Annotated in this window: 20 protein-coding genes; 7 read left to right on the forward strand and 13 right to left on the reverse strand. The window is 29.6% G+C overall.

Annotated elements, in window-relative coordinates; genetic code table 11:
* Window positions 1-8: 8 nt before the first annotated feature.
* Together modB and modC are read left to right on the forward strand one after the other, a co-directional pair.
* The gene (gene modB / locus J3U56_RS03140) at window positions 9-698 is read left to right on the forward strand and encodes a molybdate ABC transporter permease subunit (protein WP_267343798.1); all 690 of its coding nucleotides are present in this window, start codon (window positions 9-11) and stop codon (window positions 696-698) included.
* A 6-nt stretch (window positions 699-704) separates the two neighbouring features.
* A complete protein-coding gene (modC, locus tag J3U56_RS03145; RefSeq protein WP_267343797.1) occupies window positions 705-1,385 on the forward strand; it encodes a molybdenum ABC transporter ATP-binding protein in 681 nt (226 codons plus the stop codon).
* Here modC and J3U56_RS03150 read toward each other — a convergent pair.
* The 4 genes from J3U56_RS03150 to J3U56_RS03165 form a co-directional block, all read right to left on the reverse strand.
* Window positions 1,364-2,116, reverse strand: coding sequence for a UDP-2,3-diacylglucosamine diphosphatase (locus tag J3U56_RS03150; RefSeq protein WP_267333156.1), 753 nt, complete (start codon window positions 2,114-2,116; stop codon window positions 1,364-1,366). The two genes, modC and J3U56_RS03150, sit on opposite strands and share 22 nt — an antisense overlap.
* Window positions 2,109-2,600 carry a peptidylprolyl isomerase B gene (gene ppiB, locus J3U56_RS03155; RefSeq protein WP_065634976.1) on the reverse strand — a complete coding sequence of 164 codons (492 nt, stop codon included), beginning with the start codon at window positions 2,598-2,600 and terminating at the stop codon, window positions 2,109-2,111. The genes J3U56_RS03150 and ppiB overlap by 8 nt, the downstream gene beginning before the upstream one ends.
* Before the next feature lie 67 nt (window positions 2,601-2,667).
* On the reverse strand, window positions 2,668-3,519 hold the full coding sequence (gene folD, locus J3U56_RS03160) for a bifunctional methylenetetrahydrofolate dehydrogenase/methenyltetrahydrofolate cyclohydrolase FolD (protein WP_267333157.1): 852 nt from the start codon (window positions 3,517-3,519) through the stop codon (window positions 2,668-2,670).
* An 80-nt stretch (window positions 3,520-3,599) separates the two neighbouring features.
* Window positions 3,600-4,277 (reverse strand): DUF2884 family protein, encoded by a 678-nt coding sequence (locus J3U56_RS03165; RefSeq protein WP_267366680.1) that lies wholly within the window; start codon window positions 4,275-4,277, stop codon window positions 3,600-3,602.
* A gap of 485 nt (window positions 4,278-4,762) precedes the next feature.
* Between J3U56_RS03165 and J3U56_RS03170 the strand changes: the two genes are divergently transcribed.
* The gene (locus J3U56_RS03170) at window positions 4,763-5,029 is read left to right on the forward strand and encodes a GrxA family glutaredoxin (protein ID WP_065634979.1); all 267 of its coding nucleotides are present in this window, start codon (window positions 4,763-4,765) and stop codon (window positions 5,027-5,029) included.
* Between the two features lie 44 nt (window positions 5,030-5,073).
* On the opposite strand, the gene tsaB is transcribed toward J3U56_RS03170, so the two are convergent.
* The 4 genes from tsaB to J3U56_RS03190 all read right to left on the reverse strand — a co-directional run bounded on the left by tsaB (window position 5,074) and on the right by J3U56_RS03190 (window position 9,973).
* Entirely contained in the window at window positions 5,074-5,754 is a 681-nt protein-coding gene (gene tsaB, locus J3U56_RS03175) for a tRNA (adenosine(37)-N6)-threonylcarbamoyltransferase complex dimerization subunit type 1 TsaB (RefSeq protein ID WP_267343793.1), read from the reverse strand.
* A 15-nt stretch (window positions 5,755-5,769) separates the two neighbouring features.
* Window positions 5,770-7,680, reverse strand: a complete 1,911-nt coding sequence (locus tag J3U56_RS03180) for an ATP-dependent DNA helicase (RefSeq protein ID WP_267366682.1) — start codon at window positions 7,678-7,680, stop codon at window positions 5,770-5,772.
* A 332-nt stretch (window positions 7,681-8,012) separates the two neighbouring features.
* On the reverse strand, window positions 8,013-8,984 hold the full coding sequence (locus J3U56_RS03185) for a glycosyltransferase family 8 protein (protein ID WP_267333161.1): 972 nt from the start codon (window positions 8,982-8,984) through the stop codon (window positions 8,013-8,015).
* 11 nt (window positions 8,985-8,995) lie between these two features.
* Entirely contained in the window at window positions 8,996-9,973 is a 978-nt protein-coding gene (locus J3U56_RS03190) for a glycosyltransferase family 8 protein (protein ID WP_267343790.1), read from the reverse strand.
* Between the two features lie 132 nt (window positions 9,974-10,105).
* Here J3U56_RS03190 and J3U56_RS03195 point away from each other — a divergent pair, with 132 nt between their 5' ends.
* Together J3U56_RS03195 and J3U56_RS03200 are read left to right on the forward strand one after the other, a co-directional pair.
* Window positions 10,106-11,047 carry a glycosyltransferase family 8 protein gene (locus J3U56_RS03195; RefSeq protein WP_267366684.1) on the forward strand — a complete coding sequence of 314 codons (942 nt, stop codon included), beginning with the start codon at window positions 10,106-10,108 and terminating at the stop codon, window positions 11,045-11,047.
* Window positions 11,048-12,010: 963 nt separating this feature from the next.
* On the forward strand, window positions 12,011-12,676 hold the full coding sequence (locus tag J3U56_RS03200) for a sulfatase-like hydrolase/transferase (RefSeq protein ID WP_267343787.1): 666 nt from the start codon (window positions 12,011-12,013) through the stop codon (window positions 12,674-12,676).
* Window positions 12,677-12,743: 67 nt separating this feature from the next.
* Here J3U56_RS03200 and J3U56_RS03205 read toward each other — a convergent pair whose 3' ends face one another.
* Window positions 12,744-13,718 carry a glycosyltransferase family 8 protein gene (locus J3U56_RS03205; protein WP_267366686.1) on the reverse strand — a complete coding sequence of 325 codons (975 nt, stop codon included), beginning with the start codon at window positions 13,716-13,718 and terminating at the stop codon, window positions 12,744-12,746.
* Between the two features lie 174 nt (window positions 13,719-13,892).
* Here J3U56_RS03205 and J3U56_RS03210 point away from each other — a divergent pair, with 174 nt between their 5' ends.
* Both J3U56_RS03210 and J3U56_RS03215 read left to right on the forward strand, forming a co-directional pair.
* On the forward strand, window positions 13,893-14,870 hold the full coding sequence (locus tag J3U56_RS03210; RefSeq protein ID WP_267343785.1) for a glycosyltransferase family 8 protein: 978 nt from the start codon (window positions 13,893-13,895) through the stop codon (window positions 14,868-14,870).
* A 17-nt stretch (window positions 14,871-14,887) separates the two neighbouring features.
* A complete protein-coding gene (locus J3U56_RS03215) occupies window positions 14,888-15,952 on the forward strand; it encodes a glycosyltransferase (RefSeq protein ID WP_267366687.1) in 1,065 nt (354 codons plus the stop codon).
* Window positions 15,953-15,998: 46 nt separating this feature from the next.
* Here the strand turns inward: J3U56_RS03215 and msbA (J3U56_RS03220) are convergent, their stop codons facing one another.
* The 4 genes from msbA (J3U56_RS03220) to J3U56_RS03235 form a co-directional block, all read right to left on the reverse strand.
* Complete coding sequence (msbA, locus tag J3U56_RS03220) at window positions 15,999-17,759, reverse strand: lipid A ABC transporter ATP-binding protein/permease MsbA (protein WP_267366688.1); 1,761 nt, start codon at window positions 17,757-17,759, stop codon at window positions 15,999-16,001.
* A gap of 24 nt (window positions 17,760-17,783) precedes the next feature.
* Window positions 17,784-19,520: a lipid A export permease/ATP-binding protein MsbA gene (gene msbA, locus J3U56_RS03225; protein ID WP_267366690.1), complete on the reverse strand. Its 1,737-nt coding sequence runs from the start codon at window positions 19,518-19,520 to the stop codon at window positions 17,784-17,786.
* 107 nt (window positions 19,521-19,627) lie between these two features.
* Window positions 19,628-20,686, reverse strand: coding sequence for a glycosyltransferase family 2 protein (locus J3U56_RS03230; protein WP_267366692.1), 1,059 nt, complete (start codon window positions 20,684-20,686; stop codon window positions 19,628-19,630).
* 260 nt (window positions 20,687-20,946) lie between these two features.
* Complete coding sequence (locus J3U56_RS03235; RefSeq protein WP_267366693.1) at window positions 20,947-23,115, reverse strand: glycosyltransferase; 2,169 nt, start codon at window positions 23,113-23,115, stop codon at window positions 20,947-20,949.
* Window positions 23,116-23,121: the final 6 nt, after the last annotated feature.

Below are 23,121 nucleotides of genomic sequence, written 5' to 3' on the forward strand. Positions count from 1 at the left end.
TAAAAATCATGATATTGACCGAATATGAATGGCAAACATTGCTACTGAGCTTAAAAATCGCGGGGGCTGCAATTTTATTCAGTTTACCAATTGGTATTTTGACTGCATGGATTTTAGCTAGATGCCAATTTTTAGGTAAATCACTTTTTGATAGTATTGTGCATTTGCCTCTAGTTTTACCCCCTGTCGTTTTAGGTTATTTGCTGCTAATAACCATGGGACGACATGGCTTTATAGGGGAGTGGTTAAGTTATTATTTACAGATAAGCTTTAGTTTTAATTGGCAAGGTGCCGCATTAGCATCGGCAGTTGTGGCATTTCCATTGATGGTTCGCTCCATTCGTCTAGCAATTGAATCCATCGATTTACGTTTAGAATGTGTTGCTCGAACATTAGGTGCAAATCCATTAAAAGTATTTATAACAATTACGCTACCATTAGCATTTCCTGGCATTTTAATGGGGATTGTATTAGGTTTTGCAAGATGTTTAGGTGAATTTGGTGCAACTATTACTTTTGTTTCTAATATCCAAGGTGAAACGCGAACACTACCGCTTGCTATGTATACGCTGTTACAAATGCCTAATGGCGAACATGCTGCATTGAGGTTATGTATAATATCCATTGTGTTGTCTTTGGCGGCACTATTTTTATCCGAAATGCTCAATCGTTGGCACAAGAAGAAATTATTTGGATAATGAGTTATGTTAGAAATAGATGTAAAAAAACAACTATCTTCCTTTGCATTTGAATTTAAACACTCAATACCTTGCCAAGGAGTGACAGCAATTTTAGGCGTATCAGGCTCGGGAAAATCAACTTTAATAAATCTTATTAATGGATTGATTAAACCTGATCATGGCAATATCTCGCTTAACCAAGTGACGTTGGTTGCCACCACTCAAAATATTTTTATTCCGCCTGAAAAACGAAACATTGCGACCGTCTTTCAAGATGCTTTGTTGTTTCCTCACTATAAGGTGTTGAAAAACTTAACTTATGGTATAAAAAAACTTAGTTCGCAAAAATTAGATGAAATGATTGAAGTACTTAATATTGGTCATTTATTAAATCGTTATCCTGCCATGCTATCTGGCGGAGAAAAACAACGTGTTGCTATTGGACGAGCGTTATTAACTAACCCACAATTATTATTAATGGATGAACCATTATCAGCCCTGGATATGCCGAGAAAAAAAGAGCTGTTAAGTTATATCGACCAGTTAATTAATGAAATAAAAATACCCGTCATTTACGTCACCCATAACATAAATGAAGTTAAGCGTATCGCCAACTATGTATTAATCTTAGAACAAGGCAAATTAAGAGATTTTGGCGAAAAAGATAGCATTTTACAAACTGATTATTTAAAAGAGTGGTTATAAAGTTTTAAAATATTACTGTTCGCTTCTTGCTTAATAAAAGATATACCGTCATGCCAAGCCCCAAGGACCAGACGAGTTACTGGCTGATTGTTAATAAAAAAATGATGAGTTGCCGGTTTATGCGTATGACCATGTACCATTATGTTAGCATTATAATTGCTCATCATATTTTCAACGGCATCTTGATTAACATCCATAATATTTTCTGACTTGATTTGATTATGTGCACTGCTTTCTTGACGTAGTTTACCTGCTATTTTTAAACGAATACGAAGTGGCAATAATAAAAAAAGGGTTTGTAACCATTTTTTATGCATTACTTTACGGAATTTTTGATATTGTGGATCATCAAGACATAACACATCACCATGCAAAAATACAATATTGCTATCTTGATTAGGTAAACAATTAATCTCTGGCAATATTGTCATATCACAGGCATTAGCATATTTTTTACCTAATAAAAAATCACGATTACCATGTACAAAATATTTTTTTATATGTCGGTTAGAAAGTTCATTTAGCGCATCGGCAATTTTACTATGTAAGATTGAATTGACATCGTCTCCAATCCAATAGTCAAAAAGATCACCTAAAATATAAAGTTCACAGTGATCGGGTAAACTGTCTAAGAAAGATAAAAAACCTGCTGTTATATCAAAATGATCGTGAGCAGGTTCATTATCAGTAAGATGAATATCTGCAATAAAATAACGAGTAGGATTATTCAACCGTTACACTCTTGATAATCACATCTTCAACAGGTACATCGGAATGCATGCCACTTCGACCTGTTTTGACTGCTTTAATTTTATCTACCACATCCATACCATCAACAACCTGCGCAAATACACAATAACCATAACCATTTACATCAGGTGATCGATAATTCAAATAATCATTATCCACTACATTAATAAAAAACTGTGCAGTCGCTGAATGAGGATCAGAGGTGCGAGCCATCGCTAAAGTACCCCGATCATTTTTCAGACCATTATCAGCTTCATTTTTAATAGGTGCTTTGGTTTTTTTCTGTTTCATACCAGGTTCAAAACCACCACCTTGAATCATAAAATTATTAATCACACGATGAAATACAGTGTTGTTGTAAAAACCCTCTTTGCAATATTCAACAAAATTTTTAACCGTTTCTGGCGCTTCATTATCGAAGGTTTTAATTTTAATATCACCTAAAGAAGTGTGAAATATAATCATAAAATGTTCCTTATTTCCATTTTTTTAATGTACATCTACCAATCCAAAATTCATCGAATCTATCAAATCAATGACTAAATTTTTCACATGCTTCAAGGGTGTTACTCATAAGCATAGCGACAGTCATAGGGCCAACACCGCCTGGAACTGGCGTTATCCATCCAGCTCGCTCAACGGCAGTTTCAAACTCTACATCACCAGCAAGCTTACCATTTGGTAATCGATTAATACCAACATCAATCACTATTGCACCTGGTTTTATCCACTCACCTTTTACATAATTAGCTATTCCAACACCGGCAACAACAATATCAGCATTGCTTACATGTTTAGCTAAATCTATAGTACGGCTATGGGTAATAGTCGTTGTACAACCTAATAATAACAGTTCTAATGCCATTGGCCGCCCAACAATACTCGACGCGCCTACAACCGTAGCATTCAGTCCAGATAAATTGACGCCTGTTGATTGTAACATTTTCACGACGCCATAAGGCGTACAAGGACGTAAAATTGGGTCTCTTTGTAGTAAATGTCCGATATTATATGGGTGAAAACCGTCAACATCTTTACTTGGATGGATCCGTTCAAGGACTTTAGTTTTATCGATATTATCAGGTAACGGAAGTTGCACTAAGATACCATGAACATCTTTACGCTCATTGAGCTCGTCAATCAGTGTTAACAAAGCTTCGGTCGTTGATTGAGGAAAATCATAAGCAAATGATGCAAAACCAACTTCATCACATGCTTTTTGTTTATTTTGCACATAAATTTTTGAAGCCGGATCCGAACCAACTTGGATAACAGCAAGTCCAGGAATAGATAATCCTTTAGCGACGCGTTCTTTTACTTTATTTGCAATGTCATTTCTAATTTGCTGAGCTAACTGTTTGCCATCAATTATACGTGCTGTCATAAATCTCTATGTCTTTCATTCTATCGTTTAAGATAGGCTATTTTCGCAAAAGTTTGTATCAATGTCTATTGACTTATTTATCAATGCTCGAGTTCGCTTAATATTTGCTGATATTGATTATTTATATCAGTAATAACTGAACAAATATGGGCATCAAAAGCCTTAAGTTTTGGCTTTTGTGCTTTCCATTCATTTTTTGAAATTTCATTGATTGTGGCATAATTTTGAAAGAAGTTAAAATTGACTAGACTCCCCCCCACAACATTATAAAAAATTCGTTGGCCTATCTCTTCGCCATCTTTTTTCAAATTATTAAAATTTTGATAGTGAAATTCTGTTCTACCATTTTCCGTAATAATCGACTGGTGTAACAATTTTACTAATCTTTTGTATAATTTATTTAATTCACTTTGTAACTTACTATCATTGCCAAGCTTATTTTTAATCGCATTTTCAAAACTAAATTTAACGCTAGACAACATAGTTAAAGCCTGCTGTTCAAGTTGTGGTAGCTGTTGCCTAATATTCTTTTGAAACATTAACGCCTGTTTTTGTTGTTGTGCATTTAGCAAAACGGGGCTTTGATTGAGCTCGACATTTCCATTAGATAAAATAGTTAGATCACTATTTTTATTGAAAATTCGCACATTTTTTTCAGTTATAGTAATATCATAGCTGGGTTTAACAGCGCATTGTTTTTGTTTAGCTACGGCGATAACTGGGAATATTAATAGAATTAACAATAATTTTTTTAACATATATACCCACTATTTAATAAGTTTACTGAATAAAAACTTTACGTTTGATACAGATTGAACACAAACGCATAAACCAGATGCCATTTTATATTAAGCTACTTGAAATATCATTTTTAATAGATAGTTTTCGCAAAATGAAACCGATCAAAACAGACAAATATTAATCTATTTTTATGTTAAAAAATCTCGCCTAAAATCAAAATGACTGTCGACTACATGAATAATTTTTAATTTTGTGGCGTTGATGTTTTATTTAAGTGCAACTTATTTCATCTAAAGTATAAAATTCACGTTAAACGCAATAACGCTCAAATTGACATATAAATAATCAATCTGATGTTAATTATTAAATTTGAGGTTCTATTTACTTTCAAAATTTATTATCAATAGATATAATCTATTTAATTAACTATGTTTAAGTGCTTTTTTTTCTATCAAAATTCAGTATAGTGAAATAAACTTAAATAAATGATTAGAGGTGAAAAATGTATACTGTAATTTTTGGCCGTCAGGGCTGTCCATATTGTTCAAGAGCTAAAGAATTAGCTGAAAAGTTATCACAAGAACGTGATGATTTTTCTTATCGTTATGTTGATATAAACGAAGAAGGCATTACTAAAGAAGATCTGTCTAAAAGCGTGGGTAAACCTGTCGAAACCGTTCCACAAATTTTCATTGATGAAAAACCAATTGGTGGTTGTACAGATTTTGAAGCTTATGCAAAAGAACATTTGGGACTTTTTAAAGAATAAAAAGTAATCTACTAAAATAAAAGCCACAGTTTGTGGCTTTTATTTTATCGACCGGGAAGCTTTTTCCAAGTGACTTCATTGCGCAAATAGGTCGGTTCAACATCCTCTACCGAAACCCATTCATTGTTTTGCCATTTTTGTTGAGCTAAAACAACCAAATCTTGAGCATGGGGTAATAGTATATCACTTTGCTTGATAGTGTTTATCATATCAGGATAGGTTTGCCAGCCGGTTCCCGCACTGTAGGTATCGCTACTAAGATTTTCTACTTTGTCAAAAACGCATTTAGGTGCAATTACGCATTCTGGAATCATAGCTTGCCATTGATTATGCTCATAACGGTATTGCCCTAAATACACCTCACTCATTCTAGCATCAATGGCGGCTAAAACGTGCGTTGCATGATTGGTTCGATAAGCACCTTGAGCTAAAGTCATTAACGTTGATACCCCTATCATGGGTTTATTAATGCCTAATGCTAACCCTTGAGCAACACCAATACCAATACGTACACCCGTAAAACTACCCGGCCCTTGTCCAAACGCAATTGCATCAATTTGTGACAGGGAACAGTTAGATTGTTTAAGAATATTATCAATCATCGGTAAAATTTGTTTGGTATGATCGCGGGCCGATATTTTAAAATCGTGCGTAATTTCATTACAATAGAGTAAAGCTACTGAACAAGCTTCTGTTGAGGTATCAATGGCTAAAATAGTACTCATGTTTTTTCCAATTTTTTATCCGTTAACTTTTTTTAATAAAAATTCTTTAACTTTGTTTATATCACGTGTTCTTGGTGATGGTGGTAAACTGTTAATAAATGTTGCACCATAAGGTCGCATAACTAAACGATTATCACAGATTATAATTGCACCGCGATCATTATGATGACGAATTAATCGCCCTACGCCCTGTTTTAAAGTAATCACCGCTTCAGGTAACTGCACTTCGTTGAAGGCATCACCACCTTGCATTTGACAATCTTCCATACGGGCTTTAATTAACGGATCATCAGGTGATGTAAAAGGGAGTTTGTCAATAATAACACAAGACAAAGTATCTCCCCTAACATCAATTCCTTCCCAAAAACTACTTGTTGCAATTAATAGTGCATTACCACTGTGGATAAATTGATCTAACAATTTGATTTTACTGGTTTCACCCTGTACTAAAACGGGGAGTTTTGTCAATTCTCGAAACTGTTTAGCTAAAGCATGCATCATTGCATATGAAGTGCATAAAAAGAAGCAACGCCCTTTGTTTGCTTCTATGACTGGCAATAAGATATCAACTAATTTTTCAGCATTTCCTTGTTCATTTGGCGATGGAATATAACGAGGTACACATAAAACCGTTTGATGTATATAATCAAAAGGACTTTCTAAAATAAGTGAATCGGCATCGGTTAAACCTAAACGTTTAGTAAAATAATCTAATTGATTATTGACAGAAAGCGTTGCTGAAGTAAAAATCCAACTGCCTTTACGTTCTGCTAATAGTTCTGTAAATTTATCCGCCACCGATAATGGCGTTAAAGCAAAAACAAAATAGTTATAACTACTTTCATACCAATAACTGAATCCTGTTACATCGGTTTGCTGTAATCGCTTTAATAACATGCTGTATTGACCGACTCTTTCAAAACAGTTATCTAATGTTGAAGAACGTCCAACAGCTAATTGCAATACTTCATGACAAAAAGTTAACGCATCAATGAGATAAGATAATTCTTTTCTAACGTCTTCTTGATGAAATAAATAACGCAAATTACCTTTTGGCGATTGCTGATTAATTGCTAGACGTAAATCTTGAGTACATTTTTGTAATTTATCTGCACATTGTTGTAGTTGCGACATATCTTTTACTTCAGTGCGATAAGTGAGGTTAATTTCTTTAGCAAGATCAAAAAGTTGACGACTAGTCAATTGTTGGCCAAAATAGTGACAAGCCAGATCCGGCAATTGATGAGCTTCATCAAAAATCATAACATCGGCTTTAGGAATCAATTCGCCAAATCCCGTGTCTTTTACAACAACATCAGCCAAAAAGAGATGATGATTAACTACAACTACATCAGCATTTAACGCTCGTTTACGGGCTTTAACAACATAACAATCATTATAATGTTCACAATCACTTCCTAAGCAATTATCATTAGTGCTGGTTAATAATGGCCAAATCAGATTGTCTTCAGTTACAGTTGTACATTTGCTAATATCACCATCTTTAGTTTTAATCGACCAATTTTTAACACGGGCTAAGTCAACCCTTAACGTTTTATCAAGGTCCCCCGCGGCAGCATATTGATGATATAAACGTTCCAAACAAAGATAATTAGCTCGACCTTTAAGCAATGCTATTTTACCTGTAAAATTTAACGCCTTTTTGATAATTGGCAAATCTTTACTATATAACTGTTCTTGAAGATTTTTTGATCCAGTAGATAGAATAACTTTTTTATCACTACGAAGAGCGGGAACAAGATAAGCAAAAGTTTTACCGGTTCCTGTGCCAGCTTCAACTACAAGAGAGCGTTGTTTTTTTATTGATTCCGAGACTTTATTGGCCATATTGCGCTGCGGCTCTCTTGCCACAAAACCATCTATTGCTTTCGCCAGTAAACCATTCTCGGCAAAATCATCAACCACTTAACATGCACCTACTAATGAATAAGATAAGTTCAACACATCAATAAAATTAAGAAAAATATTTCAGGAATAACGTCAGAATAAAATGATTTCATCATCAAAATTATGATGGATTTATTGTAACTGAATTGAACAACTAACGACTAAAATAAGTTGTATACTATACCAGTAACCACCGAAAAAAGATATATCTAACCATGGTCGGTAATAGATACGCTATTTTAATATAATAAAATATATAACTATTACTCACTCATCGAATAACCATAAAAAAATCAACTTTTAAAACTGTAATCCTGATTTACCGTTAAAACCAATAAAAAAACAGCATATTATTTTTTTAATTTTGTTTTTAAATAAATAAGATAATGTTTAATTCCCGCCAAATATTTTTTTTGCTTGAACATCAACCGAGAGTATGCCCGAATTGATGAGGTCTTTTTATTGTTATAGGGGATTAAAGAGGCATTTTTCCATGGTGATTTTTCTAAATAATAATCAAATAATTTAGATCGATAAGGTTCATGCCAAGGTTTATTTTTAGTAATGTAATGAATTATTACCGTATTGTCTGGCACCATAGCATCTTCATTTCCATTAATTGATAATGCTAATAGATTATTAAATCTATTTTCTAATATCACTCTTCGTTCACCTATAGCAATATTTAATACATCTTGGTCTGGAAATTGGTATTTTTTACCACTATTTAATAATTGTAATGTTTTAGAGGTAATATTTTCCTGACACCATAACGGAATATTAATTAACATAACACCTGAATTAAAATAAGAACCAAAGGCAATATTATATTTAACGCATTGAGACTCTTGCATATAAGCGACATCGGCAACAGCAGCAATAATTGCCGAATCTAAATTAGTTTCATTGATAAATTCCAAAGACTTAAGACAAAGTGTATCACTATCAATATAAAGTAATCTGTCAGTGACATGTTTCAAAATCATAGGGGCAATTAATCGAACACATGCAGAAATTGGAAATTGCTCTGTATTTTTATGATCAACTTGAAAATGATCATTGATAACATATTCAGTTATATTAACGTTATTAGAGTTTATTGAAGCAAATTTTTTTCTATTTTCATCTGAAATACTGTGTGTAAACAAATGAAAATGAAGCTGATATTTTTTATTATTTTCGATAACTGAAATAATATTTACACCAGCAGGTAAGGCATAATTATCATCAAAACATAAAAGAATATGTAATACATCTTCATTGTTAATAAAGTTAGATAATAATTCATTTTTTGTAGTAATAAATTTATCAACATCAATCACAAAATAAACCTTTAGTGTTTTTTAAAAGCTTTATGTTTTAAATACAATAAATAATATTTGAAAGCTGAAAAATATTTATGCTCCTTAGCAAGCATTTTGGCATAACGCCTTGTTGTCGACGGTGCATTCTCATTGGCTAGTAATAGTTTATCATTTGCCCAAGGTGATAATAACAGATACTGTTGATAAAGTGGCGTTAGATACAATCGATACCAAGGTTTATTGCCGGTAACATAATGAATAATAACAGAACGTTGTCCAACTAAATCATCCTCTTTTCCACCAACAGTGAGTGCAGTTATATTATTAAATCGTCGAGGTAAAAATACTGTTTTACCTTTCATTAAAATGTTCAATACATCCTGATCAGCAAACTTATAGACTTTACCGCTATTTATCATAGTAAATGCTTTATCGGTTAAGTTGTTTTCTACCCACATATCTGTATTGATATAAATCATACCCGCATTAAAATATTCGCCATAAGTAATATTACATGCAGTGCTCTGTTTTTCTTGAGTCTTATCTACATCAGGCACCACAGCTGAATATTTATTATTTAAATCTGTATTGATTAATTCATTAAGATTATCAGTGCAAAGCACATCACAATCTAAATATAACACTCGAGAAGTCACTTTGTTCAAAATTTGAGGAACAACAAAGCGCAAACAAGTCGATGCTGACACATGTAAAACCAATGTGTCGGGATTAATTGAAAAATCATCACTAATTTCGTAATAAATGATAGAAACATTTGTTTTTTTTAATTCATTAAATTTTAGAATTTTTTCATTTGAAACATGATTACCAAATAAGTGGAAAACTAGATTTTTATCGGGGTTATTTACTATCACTGATGACATTGCAATGCCAGCCGGCATAGCATAGTTATCATCAAAACAAAAAGCGATGTGCAAAGTGGGTAAAGATTCGAGGGTATTGTTGAATAATGTTGTCATTTTACTGACAAAAAGATTTTCTTTCATCTTATACTGTTTTTTAGGTTATGGAGAAATAACTAAAAATATTGTAACATACCTTAATCTAAACTATGAATATATAATTAATTTTATAATTTAATAACTGAATGAAGTGAACTATATAAAGTAAAATCCAATATGGACAAAGAAATTATCAACATTGCTTATTGTACAGATTCTAACTACTTGGAACATGTATCAGTTTCAATAAAATCCATTATTTTAAATAATTTAACTGAAAAACTTCAATTTCATGTTTTTTTATATGATGTAAAAAATGAAGATATCGAAAAACTAAAAAAAACATCTTCTCTAATTACTATTTATGAAATAAAAAAAGATGAAATGAATCAATATCAGCATAAATTTTCAACAAGCCACATCTCAAATTCAACTTTCATTCGTCTCATGGTCCCTAGGTTGTTGTCAGGTAAAGTCGATAAATTACTATATCTTGATGCTGATGTATTATGTTTTTCAAATATCTCTACTATTAATAAAATTAATATTAACAATATTATTTGTGCCGCAAGTTTAGACTCAATGCAAGAAAAACAAGATCCTAATGCAATTCGATTAAATATAAAATCTAATAGTTATTTTAATGCTGGCGTACTTTACATTAACATTGAAAATTGGATGAAATTTAATGTCGAAGATAAAACAAATGAGATATTGTATAAAAATAAAGATTTAAAATATGCCGATCAAGATGCCTTAAATATTGTGTTACAAGATCACATAAAAATAATTGACGCTAAATGGAATTATTTATTTACTTGGATGACAGATAAACAAAAAGAGACTTTTTTCGATAATAAAGAGACATTACCTTACTTTATTCATTTCACGGGCCCTAGAAAAATGTGGTACATCGAGCATGAAGGTTTGTCACAAAATTTATATCAATTCTATAAACATTTCACGCCATGGAGTAATGATGTCTTAAAATCTTACAAAAATAAAATGAGAGCGGTTGATTATAGAGTTTATGCCAAACAATTGTTTCGAAAAGGGGCGATAGTTAAGGGAGTGAAAAGTTACATAATGTATTTATATAAAAAATTAAATCGTCATTAAATTAAGGAAAATGTAAAAAGGTTATATTTCATGCCCAAAATAAAGAGTCTAAATATCATAATTCTAACAAAACAAAATTTTCTTATTTTTATATACTTTGCAATTATTTTTGCCACATATTACATAATAAATGTCGATAAATTAAAAAATTTTAGTTATACGTTTCTAGTTTATTTTCTGTTTTTATTTATTTCCCCGAAAGTTAAGTTAATAAGATTAATGATATTTGGGTTATTCAATTTTATTTTAGGCATTGAACTATTTTTTAATTTTCGATATGGCCATATCACTGAATCACTTTTGAAAACGGCTTTGGAAAATGATACCAATCAAAGTTACTTAATGATTCAACATGAATTTTTGCAATCATACTACCCGCTTTTATTTTTTCATTCACTTATACCTATTTTATTTTTAATAAAATAAAAATATCTTTAAAAAATAGAATATTATATTGATCAATAATTTGTGTCTGTTGCTTTTTCTTGTTTAAAAACACTCTATACTACTATTTATCAGATAAGTGACATGTTGTTGAATTTCAGGTCGATCCTTTTTTTTCAATAAATAAATCTGTACGTGTAAAATACCCAGTAGTAATTGGTAATTCGATTATTTTAGTCATTGATTATTTGGGTTTTAGCGAAAAATATACAAACGTCATTGAGCACGAAAACTTTAATCATTCAATCGTAAATTTACATAATGAAAATACATTTAACAAATATAAAAATATTATTTTCATTTTAGGTGAATCAGCCTATAAAGGGCGACATAGCATTTATGGATATAATAAAAATACAACACCAGAAATGCACAATATTTTTACTCAATCAAATAGCTGCATAGTACCAGAAGTTCATTCTCCTGCTTCTATCACTTGAGATTCAATCCCTATGTTATTCTCATTCGCCAAACCAAATGACGAACAACCATTACTAGAAGTAAAAAAATATAATAGAAATGGCGAACAATCAAAGCTATAAAACATCATGGATATCAAAAAATGGTGAATCAGGACCCCATAGTAGTAAATATTCAATTATTGCCAAACTAAGTAATATATTTGTAGAAGATTTAAAAGACGATCTAGAGTTACCTAAACAATTAATTGAAACCAATTTTCAAAATAATGAAAAAAATTTCATTGTCGTTCACTTAGCTGGGAGTCATAAACCTTACAAACTTGGGTATGATGAAGTTGATAAGATAAGTTTACCTGATGGCGATGATTATGATCGAACAATTCACCATACAGATCGAGTCATAAAAGAAATTTATACCATTTTAAAAGAAAAATTAGATGATTTTATTTTAATTTATACACCCGATCATGGCGAAATAGTTAACTTGGGACATGGATTATTGAGAAAATCCAAAGAATTTAGTAACCAATTTGAAATTCCACTAATGATATATTCATCTTATGATAATTATCCTTGTCAGGAAACCGAAAGTTACCGAAATGAAAACAAAACGATAAATACATCTAATCTTGTTTATTTATTAAGTAATTTACTTGGTTATTCTGTAAATATTGATCCATCCTTTATTAACAAAGATCTAATATTATCAGTAGATGGGAAATCTTACGAATATAACGACATTATAAAACAATACCAACCCTAGTATTGTTTTATAATGAATTTATTAGATAGTAAAATTAGTAATTGGTTTTCAACTTTCTGTAAGTCAATTAGATTAAAAATTTTTTTTTAGTCAAATAAAGATAGTAAAATTTTAAAGCCGTTGCTATTTTACCCTTCTTAAAATTATATTTAGCAAAATGGCGTAGCCATGATCTTTTTAATGCCAAAGGGCGTTTTGTATCACGCCATGGAGATAAATTAAAATACTTTTTGAATAAATTAGAATCAAATGTTTGGTACCAAGGTTTATACCCTGTAACATAATGTAATAAAACTGTATAGGGTGCGATTAATTGCTCTTCTTTACAAGAAACACTTATGTGAATTTTCGTATTATATTTTATAGGTAAGAGGGTTGTTTTATTTTCTAATAAAATGTTTAAAACATCTTGATCGGCAAAACGATAGATATTTCCATCATTTATCATTTTCATACATTTTTCAGTAAGATTATTTATTGCCCACAGTTGGGTATTAATAACCAATACTCCAGCGTTAAAATATTTGTCAGAGTTGATGGAATATAAATCTTTAATCGCATTTTTCATTACACTATCATCAGAGACAACACCAGCAATATTGTTTGCAAGATCTATATGAAACAATGTATTCATTGATTTTAAACATAAAATATCACTATCCATATAGATAAACTGTTTAGTTTGTTCTTTTAAAATATCAGGAATGATAAATCTAACACATGACATAATGGATAAATAATTTAAAACCAATGTTTCCGAATTAATTTGAAAATTATCATTCAAATAGTATATTTTTATACAACAAGTGTCACTAACTAGTCGCTTGAATCTTTCTATATTATCCGGTGATATTGTATTTACAAATAGATGAAAACATAAACAAACATCAGGGTTATTACAAATGACAGAGGAAATGGTTACTCCCGCAGGCATTGCATAATTATTGTCGAAAGCTAATGCAATATTAATGACTTCTGAATTTTTTTTGTTTGTTTGCGAAAAAACTTGTACTTCACTAATATATTTTTCTGAATTAAACATTTATTATTTTTTTGAGAAGGATTTGTTTTATTTTAAATAAAATGTAGCTATGTGTAAATTTATTTAATATTATCAATATTTAAATTTATACTACTTAATAAAAAAATTTATACCTATATTTTAAGAAAAATTAACTATATAATTATTAAATATTTTATTACTAGATTAAATTACATGCTTGATGCCAATGACTTCATTGATGAAATAAAACCACTTATTAATAATTGTAATCCAGAATATCCAACTTTACATATTGCCTTAGGTTTTGACAATAATTATGCACTACCAGCGGGAGTTGCAATATTGTCTGTAATTAAAAATACTCCAAATTATAATCTTAATTTTCACCTTTTTATTGATAATGTTTCTGATGCAAATATATTAAAATTTAAAGAGTTAATATTTGATAATGTATCAATTACACTTTATTACTTAAATAATAATTTTATTATCAATCCCAAAACATTAGTTTTGCATATTCCAACGGTATCAACTTGTATTCGCTTTATTATGCCAAAACTTCTCGTTTCAGTAACGGATCAATTAATTTATCTTGATAGTGACATAATTTGTTTACAATCATTAAATAAAATAACTGAATACAATATTGACAATTATATTGCAGGCGTAATTAGTGATACTAAAGATATGCAGCAAACTATTAGCAAAATGTATAATATTGATTCAACAAAATACTTTAATGCTGGAGTTTTGTTAATAAATACCAAGAAATGGTGTGAAGAAAATATTTCTGAAAAAGCACTAACTATGATAAATGATGGAAATATTTATAAGTTTGCCGATCAAGATGTTTTAAATATTTTACTGGAAAATAAGACACTATTATTACCAATAAAGTTTAATACTAAAATAAAAATTTCTATCGATGCCCATCAGGAAAAAGAGATAAGGCCCTATACTGTTATATTACACTATATTTCACAAAATAAACCTTGGTATAAAGTCTATCTTTCTGAAATTTTTAACGACTATTTAGCTCTCTCTCCCTGGAAAGATGAGCCATTACCTTTAAGTGGTGATAGTTCATCAATTAGAAACTATGCTAAATATCTATTTAAACAGAAATTCTATTCAAAATTTGTTTATTATTATATTATCTATTTAAAATATAAATTATTTCTTAAAAAGTAATTATCTGACCGAATCTTATGATTAATAAAACCATTTGTCTTTCTATAATTATACCTTGTTATAATGTTGAAAATTACATTAAAGATTGCTTAGATTCTTTGATTAGCCAATCTTATGTATCTAAAGAGGTTATCTGTATAGATGATGGTTCTACTGACAATACAATCTCAATTCTTGAAAAATATGCATCATGCTATGAGTTTATCAAAATTTATAAACAAACAAATCAAGGGGTAAGTGCAGCTCGAAATAAAGGGATTGAATTAGCCACAGGTGAATATATCTTATTTATTGACTCTGATGACATCCTAAATCCCGATTTACTGAAATATTTCGAATTATCACTAAAAACAAATCCACAGTTGGAGTTATTTTATTTTGATTACTCAGCTTTTACAGATAAAAATATATTAAAGTTACAACATATAACAGGCATAGAAACAAAAACATTTGAATCAGGTATTAGCTTGTTAAATTATCTTTTAGAAAAAAAAAATTACTCTGGCGTTGTATGGCGTTATATTTTTAAAAGACAATTAGTTACAGAAAAATTTATAGAAAGAAATCATGAAGATCATTTATTTTCTCTTTCGATTATAACAAAAGCAAAAATTTCTCATTATCTAAAGAATAAGATGGCATATTTTCATCGTATAGGTCATTGTTCACTGTCAAATCTAGGTGTAGACAATCTTTATACTAATACTCTCAGAAGCGTTTTACATAAATGTATACAAAAAATTACTACATTACCTTTATCTGCTATTGCTACACGTAACTATATATTAGTTATGAATGCTACTTATTTAGAAACAATATTAAAATCAGAGAAATTTTTTAACAAAGACGAAAAAGATAACTTGATTAAGGAATTAGGTTTATTGAAACTTCTCATACGCATTTATATCAACAACAAGTCTAACATCATCGGTAATATTTGTTTTATCTCAAAATTTTTAAAACAGCACCATTGTTCAATATCAACAAAAATAGCATTATTGAAATGTGCTATATCCAAACAGCATCCCTGTTCGGATATTAAAAACAACTACAAACAATATTGTTCATTGGATAAATTTTAATAAAAGCAAGCTCAAACCAACAAAATAAGATCAAAAAAGACGTACATTACTCGTTGAAATTACTTTTATGCAACCTTGTATATGTACCATTAAGGTTCAATAACTCTGAATGAGTACCTTTTTCAATAATTTTTCCATCATTCATAACCAATATCTCATCTGCATTTTCAATAGTTGATAATCGATGGGCAATTACAATAGATGTTCTTCCTTTTTGCAGTTCATCTAAAGCTTTTTGGATCGCACGTTCTGATTCAGAATCTAAAGCCGATGTTGCTTCATCAAGAATTAAAATAGGCGTATCCCGTAATAATGCTCTTGCTATAGCAATACGTTGACGTTGACCACCTGACAATAAAACACCACTTTCACCAACCTTTGTGTCAAAGCCATTTTCAAGGCCCATAATAAAATCATAAGCATAGGCTTTCTTAGCTGCTTCTTTAATTTGTTCTTGAGAATATATTCCTACTCGTCCATAAGCAATATTATTAGCAATTGTATCGTTAAATAAATGAACGTTTTGAGACACTAATCCAATCTGATTTCTTAAAGAGTAAAGAGTGTAGTTTTGTATATTAATATCATCAATTAAAATATTTCCTTGAGATACATCATAAAAACGGGTTAATAAACTGGCTATTGTAGTTTTTCCTGATCCTGAACGACCCACTAAAGCAACAGTTTTACCAGCAGGGACAGTAAAACTAATATCATTTAAAGCCAATTCATTTCTTGTTTCATAACCGAATGATACGTTTTCAAAAACTATATTACCTTCTACTCTATCAACATCTAAAGTCCCGCGATCATTTTCTACAGGTTGCTCTAATATTGCAAACAACGTTTGACACGCAGCCATACCTTTTTGGAATCCTGCATTAACACTAGTTAAGCTTTTTATTGGTTGCATTAAAGCAACCAATGAGGAAAAAACGACGGTGAACTCACCTGGAGTGATATTCAAATCTGGATTACTCGCAGTTAATAAAACAAATGCAATAGCAAATGAGATTACTAACTGCACAATCGGTGTTGATAATGCTGATATTGAAACTAAACGCATTCCATCACGCCTAAACTTATTACTTACTTTTTCAAAATTTTTTGATTCTTCGTCCTGTGCACCAAATATTATAATTTCTCTATGCCCTTTTAGCATTTGCTCAACAGACATAGTGACATTACCCATCGAATTTTGCATATTTTTGGCTAATCGCCGAAATCTAACAGAGATATAAGTGATTAAAGCAATTACAATGGGGGTAATGATAATCAAAGATAGTGATAACTGCCAACTATTATAAAACATTGTATAAAACAACCCACAAATAAAGGCTGATTCACGAATTATTGTAATTAAAGCATCTGATGAGGACGCTGCGACTTGGTCAGTATCATAAGTAATTCTTGACAACAATCTACCTGTTGAATTTTGATCAAAATAACTAACTGGTGCATCAACAAAATGGCTAAATAATTTTTGCCGAATTTTCATCACAATTTTACCAGAAACTAATGATAGAAAAATGGAATAACCATAATTAGCAATCCCTCTCAACAAAACTAGAGCAAAAATATAAAAAGGCGCCATTAATAAAAATTCTTGATCATTCATAGAAAAACCGCGATCAAGTAATGGTCGTAATAATGCAATTAATGAAGTATCAGCAAAAGCACTAGCAATCAGCAAAATAACGGATAAAAATAAGATAAATTTATGCTCTGCAATAAATGGCCATAACTTTAAGAAAGTTCTTAATGTTGATGAATCTTTATCTATTTCATTTATATTTTGTTGTGTCATATTCAATATTATCTTTTGTTTATTTTAAGAATTAAATTGCATTTTATGCATTTGAGCATAAATTCCATTTGCGGACATTAATGATTGATGGTTTCCATCTTCTACAACCTTACCATCATCGATAACTAAGATTCTATCTGCTTTTTCAATAGTAGATAAACGATGAGCAATAATAATTGATGTTCTATTTTTTTGTAGAATATCTATAGCATCTTGAACCAATCGTTCAGATTCATTATCTAATGCTGAAGTTGCTTCATCAAAAATTAAAATTGGATTATTTCGTAATAAAACACGTGCTATTGCAATTCGTTGTCGTTGCCCACCAGATAACAAGATACCGTTATCACCGATCTCGGTATCAATTCCCTTATCCAATTTATCAATAAATTCAATTGCATTAGCTAGTCTTGCTGCTCTAATTATATCTTCTTTACTGTAAAGGTGTTTTTCACCATAAGCAATATTTTCAGCGATCGTTCCATTAAATAAATGAACATTTTGAGAAACATAACCAATTTGGTTGCGTAATGATCTTAATGTATATTGTTGAATATTTATAGAATCTATTAGAATTTCACCTATAGATACATCATAAAAACGCGGAAGTAAGCTTGCAATGGTCGATTTACCTGCTCCCGAACGACCAACAAGAGCTATAGTTTCACCTGCCTCTATTTTTAAACAGAAGTTATTAAGTGCTGGCGTATTTCGTGTAGGATAAGTATAAGTAACATTTTTAAATTCAATATTTCCTTTTACTCGATCCGCAACAATAGTTCCATTATCATTCTCTAAGGGAGAATCTAAAAGTGAAAATAGTGATTCACATGCAACAGCACCTTTTTGAAGTTCAACATGTAGACTTGTTAATTCTCGTAATGGACGCATTACAGCTACCATTGCAGAAAAAACAACCGTAAAGGATCCAGGCGTAATATCTAAATTTTGAGTAGCAACTAAATAAAGAATGAATCCTAATCCTATTGTTGCAATTAGCTGAATTAATGGTGTTGATAACCTCGAAACTATTTCTAATTTTAACATTCCCTTTCGGAAATTATTAGATATATTATTAAAATTACGTTTTTCATAATCTTTTGCATTAAAAATCAAAACTTCCTTATGCCCTTTTAACATTTCATCACTAGCTATAGCTATTTGTCCCATTCCTTGCTGCATTGAAGCAATGGTTTGCCTAAATTTTTTAGCAATAAACTGAGCAATAAAAATAATTAGAGGAACTAAAATTATAAGTACTGAAGCTAACTTCCAACTCCCATATAACATAACTATGCATAAGCCTATAGCATAAGTTATTTCACGAATTAGTATTATTAACGCGTCAGAAGAGGCTTTCGATAACATTTGTGTATTAAAAGTAATAACAGAAACTAAATCACCTATTGATTGCTTATCATGGAAACTGATAGGGCTTTTAATCAAATGATTAAATATCATTTGTCGAAATTTAGTTACCACTTTTCCCGACAACCAAGAAAGGCAGTATGTTGAGATATAATTAGACAATCCTCTAAGCAAAATCAATCCAATAATTGTAATTGCAATGATAATCAAAAGAGAATGATTTTTATCCATTAAACCATGATCAAGCAATGGTTTAGTAAGTGATATTAATGTGGCATCAGTTGCTGCATTCAATAAGAGCCCCAATACGGCTACAATTAATGCTTTTTTAAAGGGTCTTATATATGGCCAAATCTTTTTTAAAGTAGAAATCGAATTTAAGTGTTGAGACATAATAAATTATTAAAAAAAAAATTTGTGTTCATTATACAACAAATAGTTATTTACCCGTTAATTTTATTGAAAGTACGTCGAAATAATTAAATATAACAAAAACGCATTTAACTAAAACGTTTTTTTATTTTTATTTTTATACCTAGAAAACAAATAATATAATATTTATCTGCATTCCAAATTCCTAATAATCTTAGGCGTTTACTTAAAAAGAATTGATTAAGTTTGGGAATATTATGATATTTTTTATTTGCAATTGAAATTAAATATTTATTATTAGGAATATAAAAAGTTAAATTAAAACTATTAACAATCTCTGTAGCTTTATTTAAAGCATATATCCGTTCCTTTTTAGGTAAACGATATAGAGATTCGTATAATTTTTGCATCAGTTGATCTATTAAAATTGGTTTAAATTTCTCGATCAAATTCCATTTAAAAACGAAACAAAGTAAATATTCAAAGCATAACAAAGAATCTAGTTCATGGAAAGTTCTACATTTCTTATTATACTGACCCATAATAGATTGTGTTCTTATTAGGTAATTATAAAATTTAGTATTTACGAAATATGTTGAATCACAAATCAAAGCATAAGACCAAAAAAACGGATTATCTTCATACCAGAGGCCTTCAGGAAATCTAATATTATATTTTTTTATCAATGAAAGCTTATAAATTTTATTCCATACACAAACATCCATTTTTGTTATTACGTCATGAGTTAATTTAACTAGACCTGAATATTTATGCTCAAAATATTTTTCATCTTGTATCCGACTAACTCCAGATTCAATAACAAGTCGTGTTGAAAAATATACAAGATCTACTTCAGAAATCTTAAAATATGGTAACACTTTTCTATAAGTATTTGGTTCAATAAAATCATCAGAATCAATAAAAGTAATATACTCGCCTTGAGCATAATCAATACCTACATTTCTAGCAGAAGACAAACCACCATTTTTTTTACTAATAATTTTTATGCTAGGATTAATTTTACTACACTCATTTAAAATATTTAATGAATTATCTGTAGAACCATCGTTAACACAAATTACTTCAACCTTATCAAGGTTTTGATTTAAAATACTATTTAAACACTTATTTAAATATTTTTCTGTGTTATAAACAGGAATAATAATAGAAAGAATGGGTTTTGACATATTTTATATTATTAAATAATCTTTGGTATCATAGTTTGAAATAAGTAATAAAAGATATAAATTTATACGATGTTATCTTCAATTTAAATCAAGTGTATTACTCTGCCAATAATATAATCATACTTACTATTTGTATACTATAAACTTTCAGTAAAAAAGTGGTTAGCGTTTATTTACCATCAAGTCTTAAATTTTAATAAATCAAAGCATTAACTTAGTTATAGGCATAATACTAAAATTTCCATTAATTAAAAAAGGAATTAATGCATCGAATTTTTAATATTAATTAAGTAATCAATAGCCTCTTCTATATCGCAGATTGATTTAGTTTTAGGATTAACATACTTACAATAAACAATATAAGAAATATAAAATAATTCCTCTATAGAGAGTTTTTTATTCCTTCTATGGAAGCTAAGCTTGTCACATGTTAATCCCCAACCAGCATAAAATGGAACCCCATAAACATTTACAACTTTTCCACATAGAAGTGCTTCAAATCCAATCAAGTCGTTATGGACATAAATTTCGTCAATTTGACTTATCAAGTCAAATGGGTTAATCATATCATTAACATATTTTATTGATATATTAATACCTAAATTTGATAAGATATTTTTATAGCGTTTTAATTCTTTGTAAGAACATTTGTGAGAAAATTTAATTATTATATTACTATTTGGATTATTACAAATAGCTTCAATTAACATATCTTCAAAACTATAATTTACCTTGCAATATTTTTTATAAATTTCCCAATCAGATTGTACAACTAGTATATTTTTTTTATTATTTTCTCTATAAGTAATAGGATTGCTTACATAGTTATTATATTTCGATATTTTTTCTGCTACAATTTTTTCAATAACATTTCGAGCTCTAGTTAATTGTTCAGTAGTAACCGATATTTTATTTAGAAGATCTTCAAGATCTGTTAAAACATTTCCATCATTAAAGTAACCTTTGCCATCAAAAATGAAAGAGATACTTGAACAGAACGCAGGCATTGCAGCTTCATAAGGTGGTATAACATTGCTAATAAAACCAGTGAAAGCATAATAAAAAAATTTATTTTCTTCTTTAGAAATTTTCAATATTTCATCAACATTTTGATTTTCAAATGCAAATACTGAATTTGACTCATCAAAATTATCAGTTAAATTAACAATAAAAGATATATTTTCAAAATAATATTTGAAATCATTTAGATTTATTTGGTTATAAAAGATTAACTGATTGCTTATTGATGAAAATTCTTCTTTTCTTTCATTTACTACATTTAAAGCAATAGTGTGTTTTAATTCTGTTAATTGACCATGTAAATAATTAAATTGATTGTCGAAGTCTTTTATAACCTTTTTTAATTTACTTTGAGGAAGTTTTATTCTAATTTTGATACCAAGAAGACATAAAGTTGAATGTTTAGGAGAACGATAAAATCCCAACAAACTTTGTTTTCTAGTTATATATTCAATCGATTTTATTTTATAATATTTTCTTTTCGACAAAATTTTCATAAAGCGATTGTATGGAAACAATTTGGTCAAAGAAAATTTTTCAATGATATTAGTTGATTTTTCTAAAACCTTGGGAATATTTTTTGCAGAGGAATGATTTATTTCATCCCAAAAAATTTTATCAAAATATTTTTCTAACAACAAAGCTACTTTATAATATAAATTCCATTTAAATATAAAATCTAATAGTTCTTCAAAACACAATAAACGATCTAAAACATGATACAATTCATTAGGTTTAGATTTATATTTTTTTATTGTTAAATTCATGATTGAATTTTTTCTGCTTAAATAATAGTGCAACTTTTCAGGCATAAAATAGGCATAGTCACATACTAACGCATATGACCAAAAAAAAGGGTTGTCTTCATAAAGTTTACCCTCAGGAAATCTGATATTATATTTTTTAATTATCGAAAGCTTATATATTTTATTCCATGCACAAACATCTAAATAATTAATAACATAACTAGTTAATTTTACTAATCCACAAAATTTGTGTTGAAAATATTCTTCATTATAACGCTCACATTCATTATCTTCCATAACGATATTAGTTGAAAAATGCACAAGGTCAACATTATCATTTACAAATCTTGATAAAGCTAGTAAATAAGCATTACTATCAACGTAATCATCGGAATCAAGGAAAGTTATAAATTCACCACGAGCATATTCTATTCCCATATTTCTTGCTGAAGAAAGCCCACCATTCTTTTTATTAATAATCTTGATTCTAGAATCTTTCTTTGTGTATTCATTCAAAATAACATCTGAATTATCTTCAGAGCCATCATTGACACAAAGGATTTCTATATTTTTTAAAGTTTGATTAACAAGACTATCCAAGCATTTTTTTAAATATTTTTCCGTATTATAGACCGCTACAATTATAGTTAGTTTAGGTTGCACAATGAA

Origin of the sequence: Gilliamella sp. B2824, from assembly GCF_026536245.1 — a bacterium.
In the GTDB taxonomy this organism is placed as follows: Bacteria; Pseudomonadota; Gammaproteobacteria; order Enterobacterales; family Orbaceae; genus Gilliamella.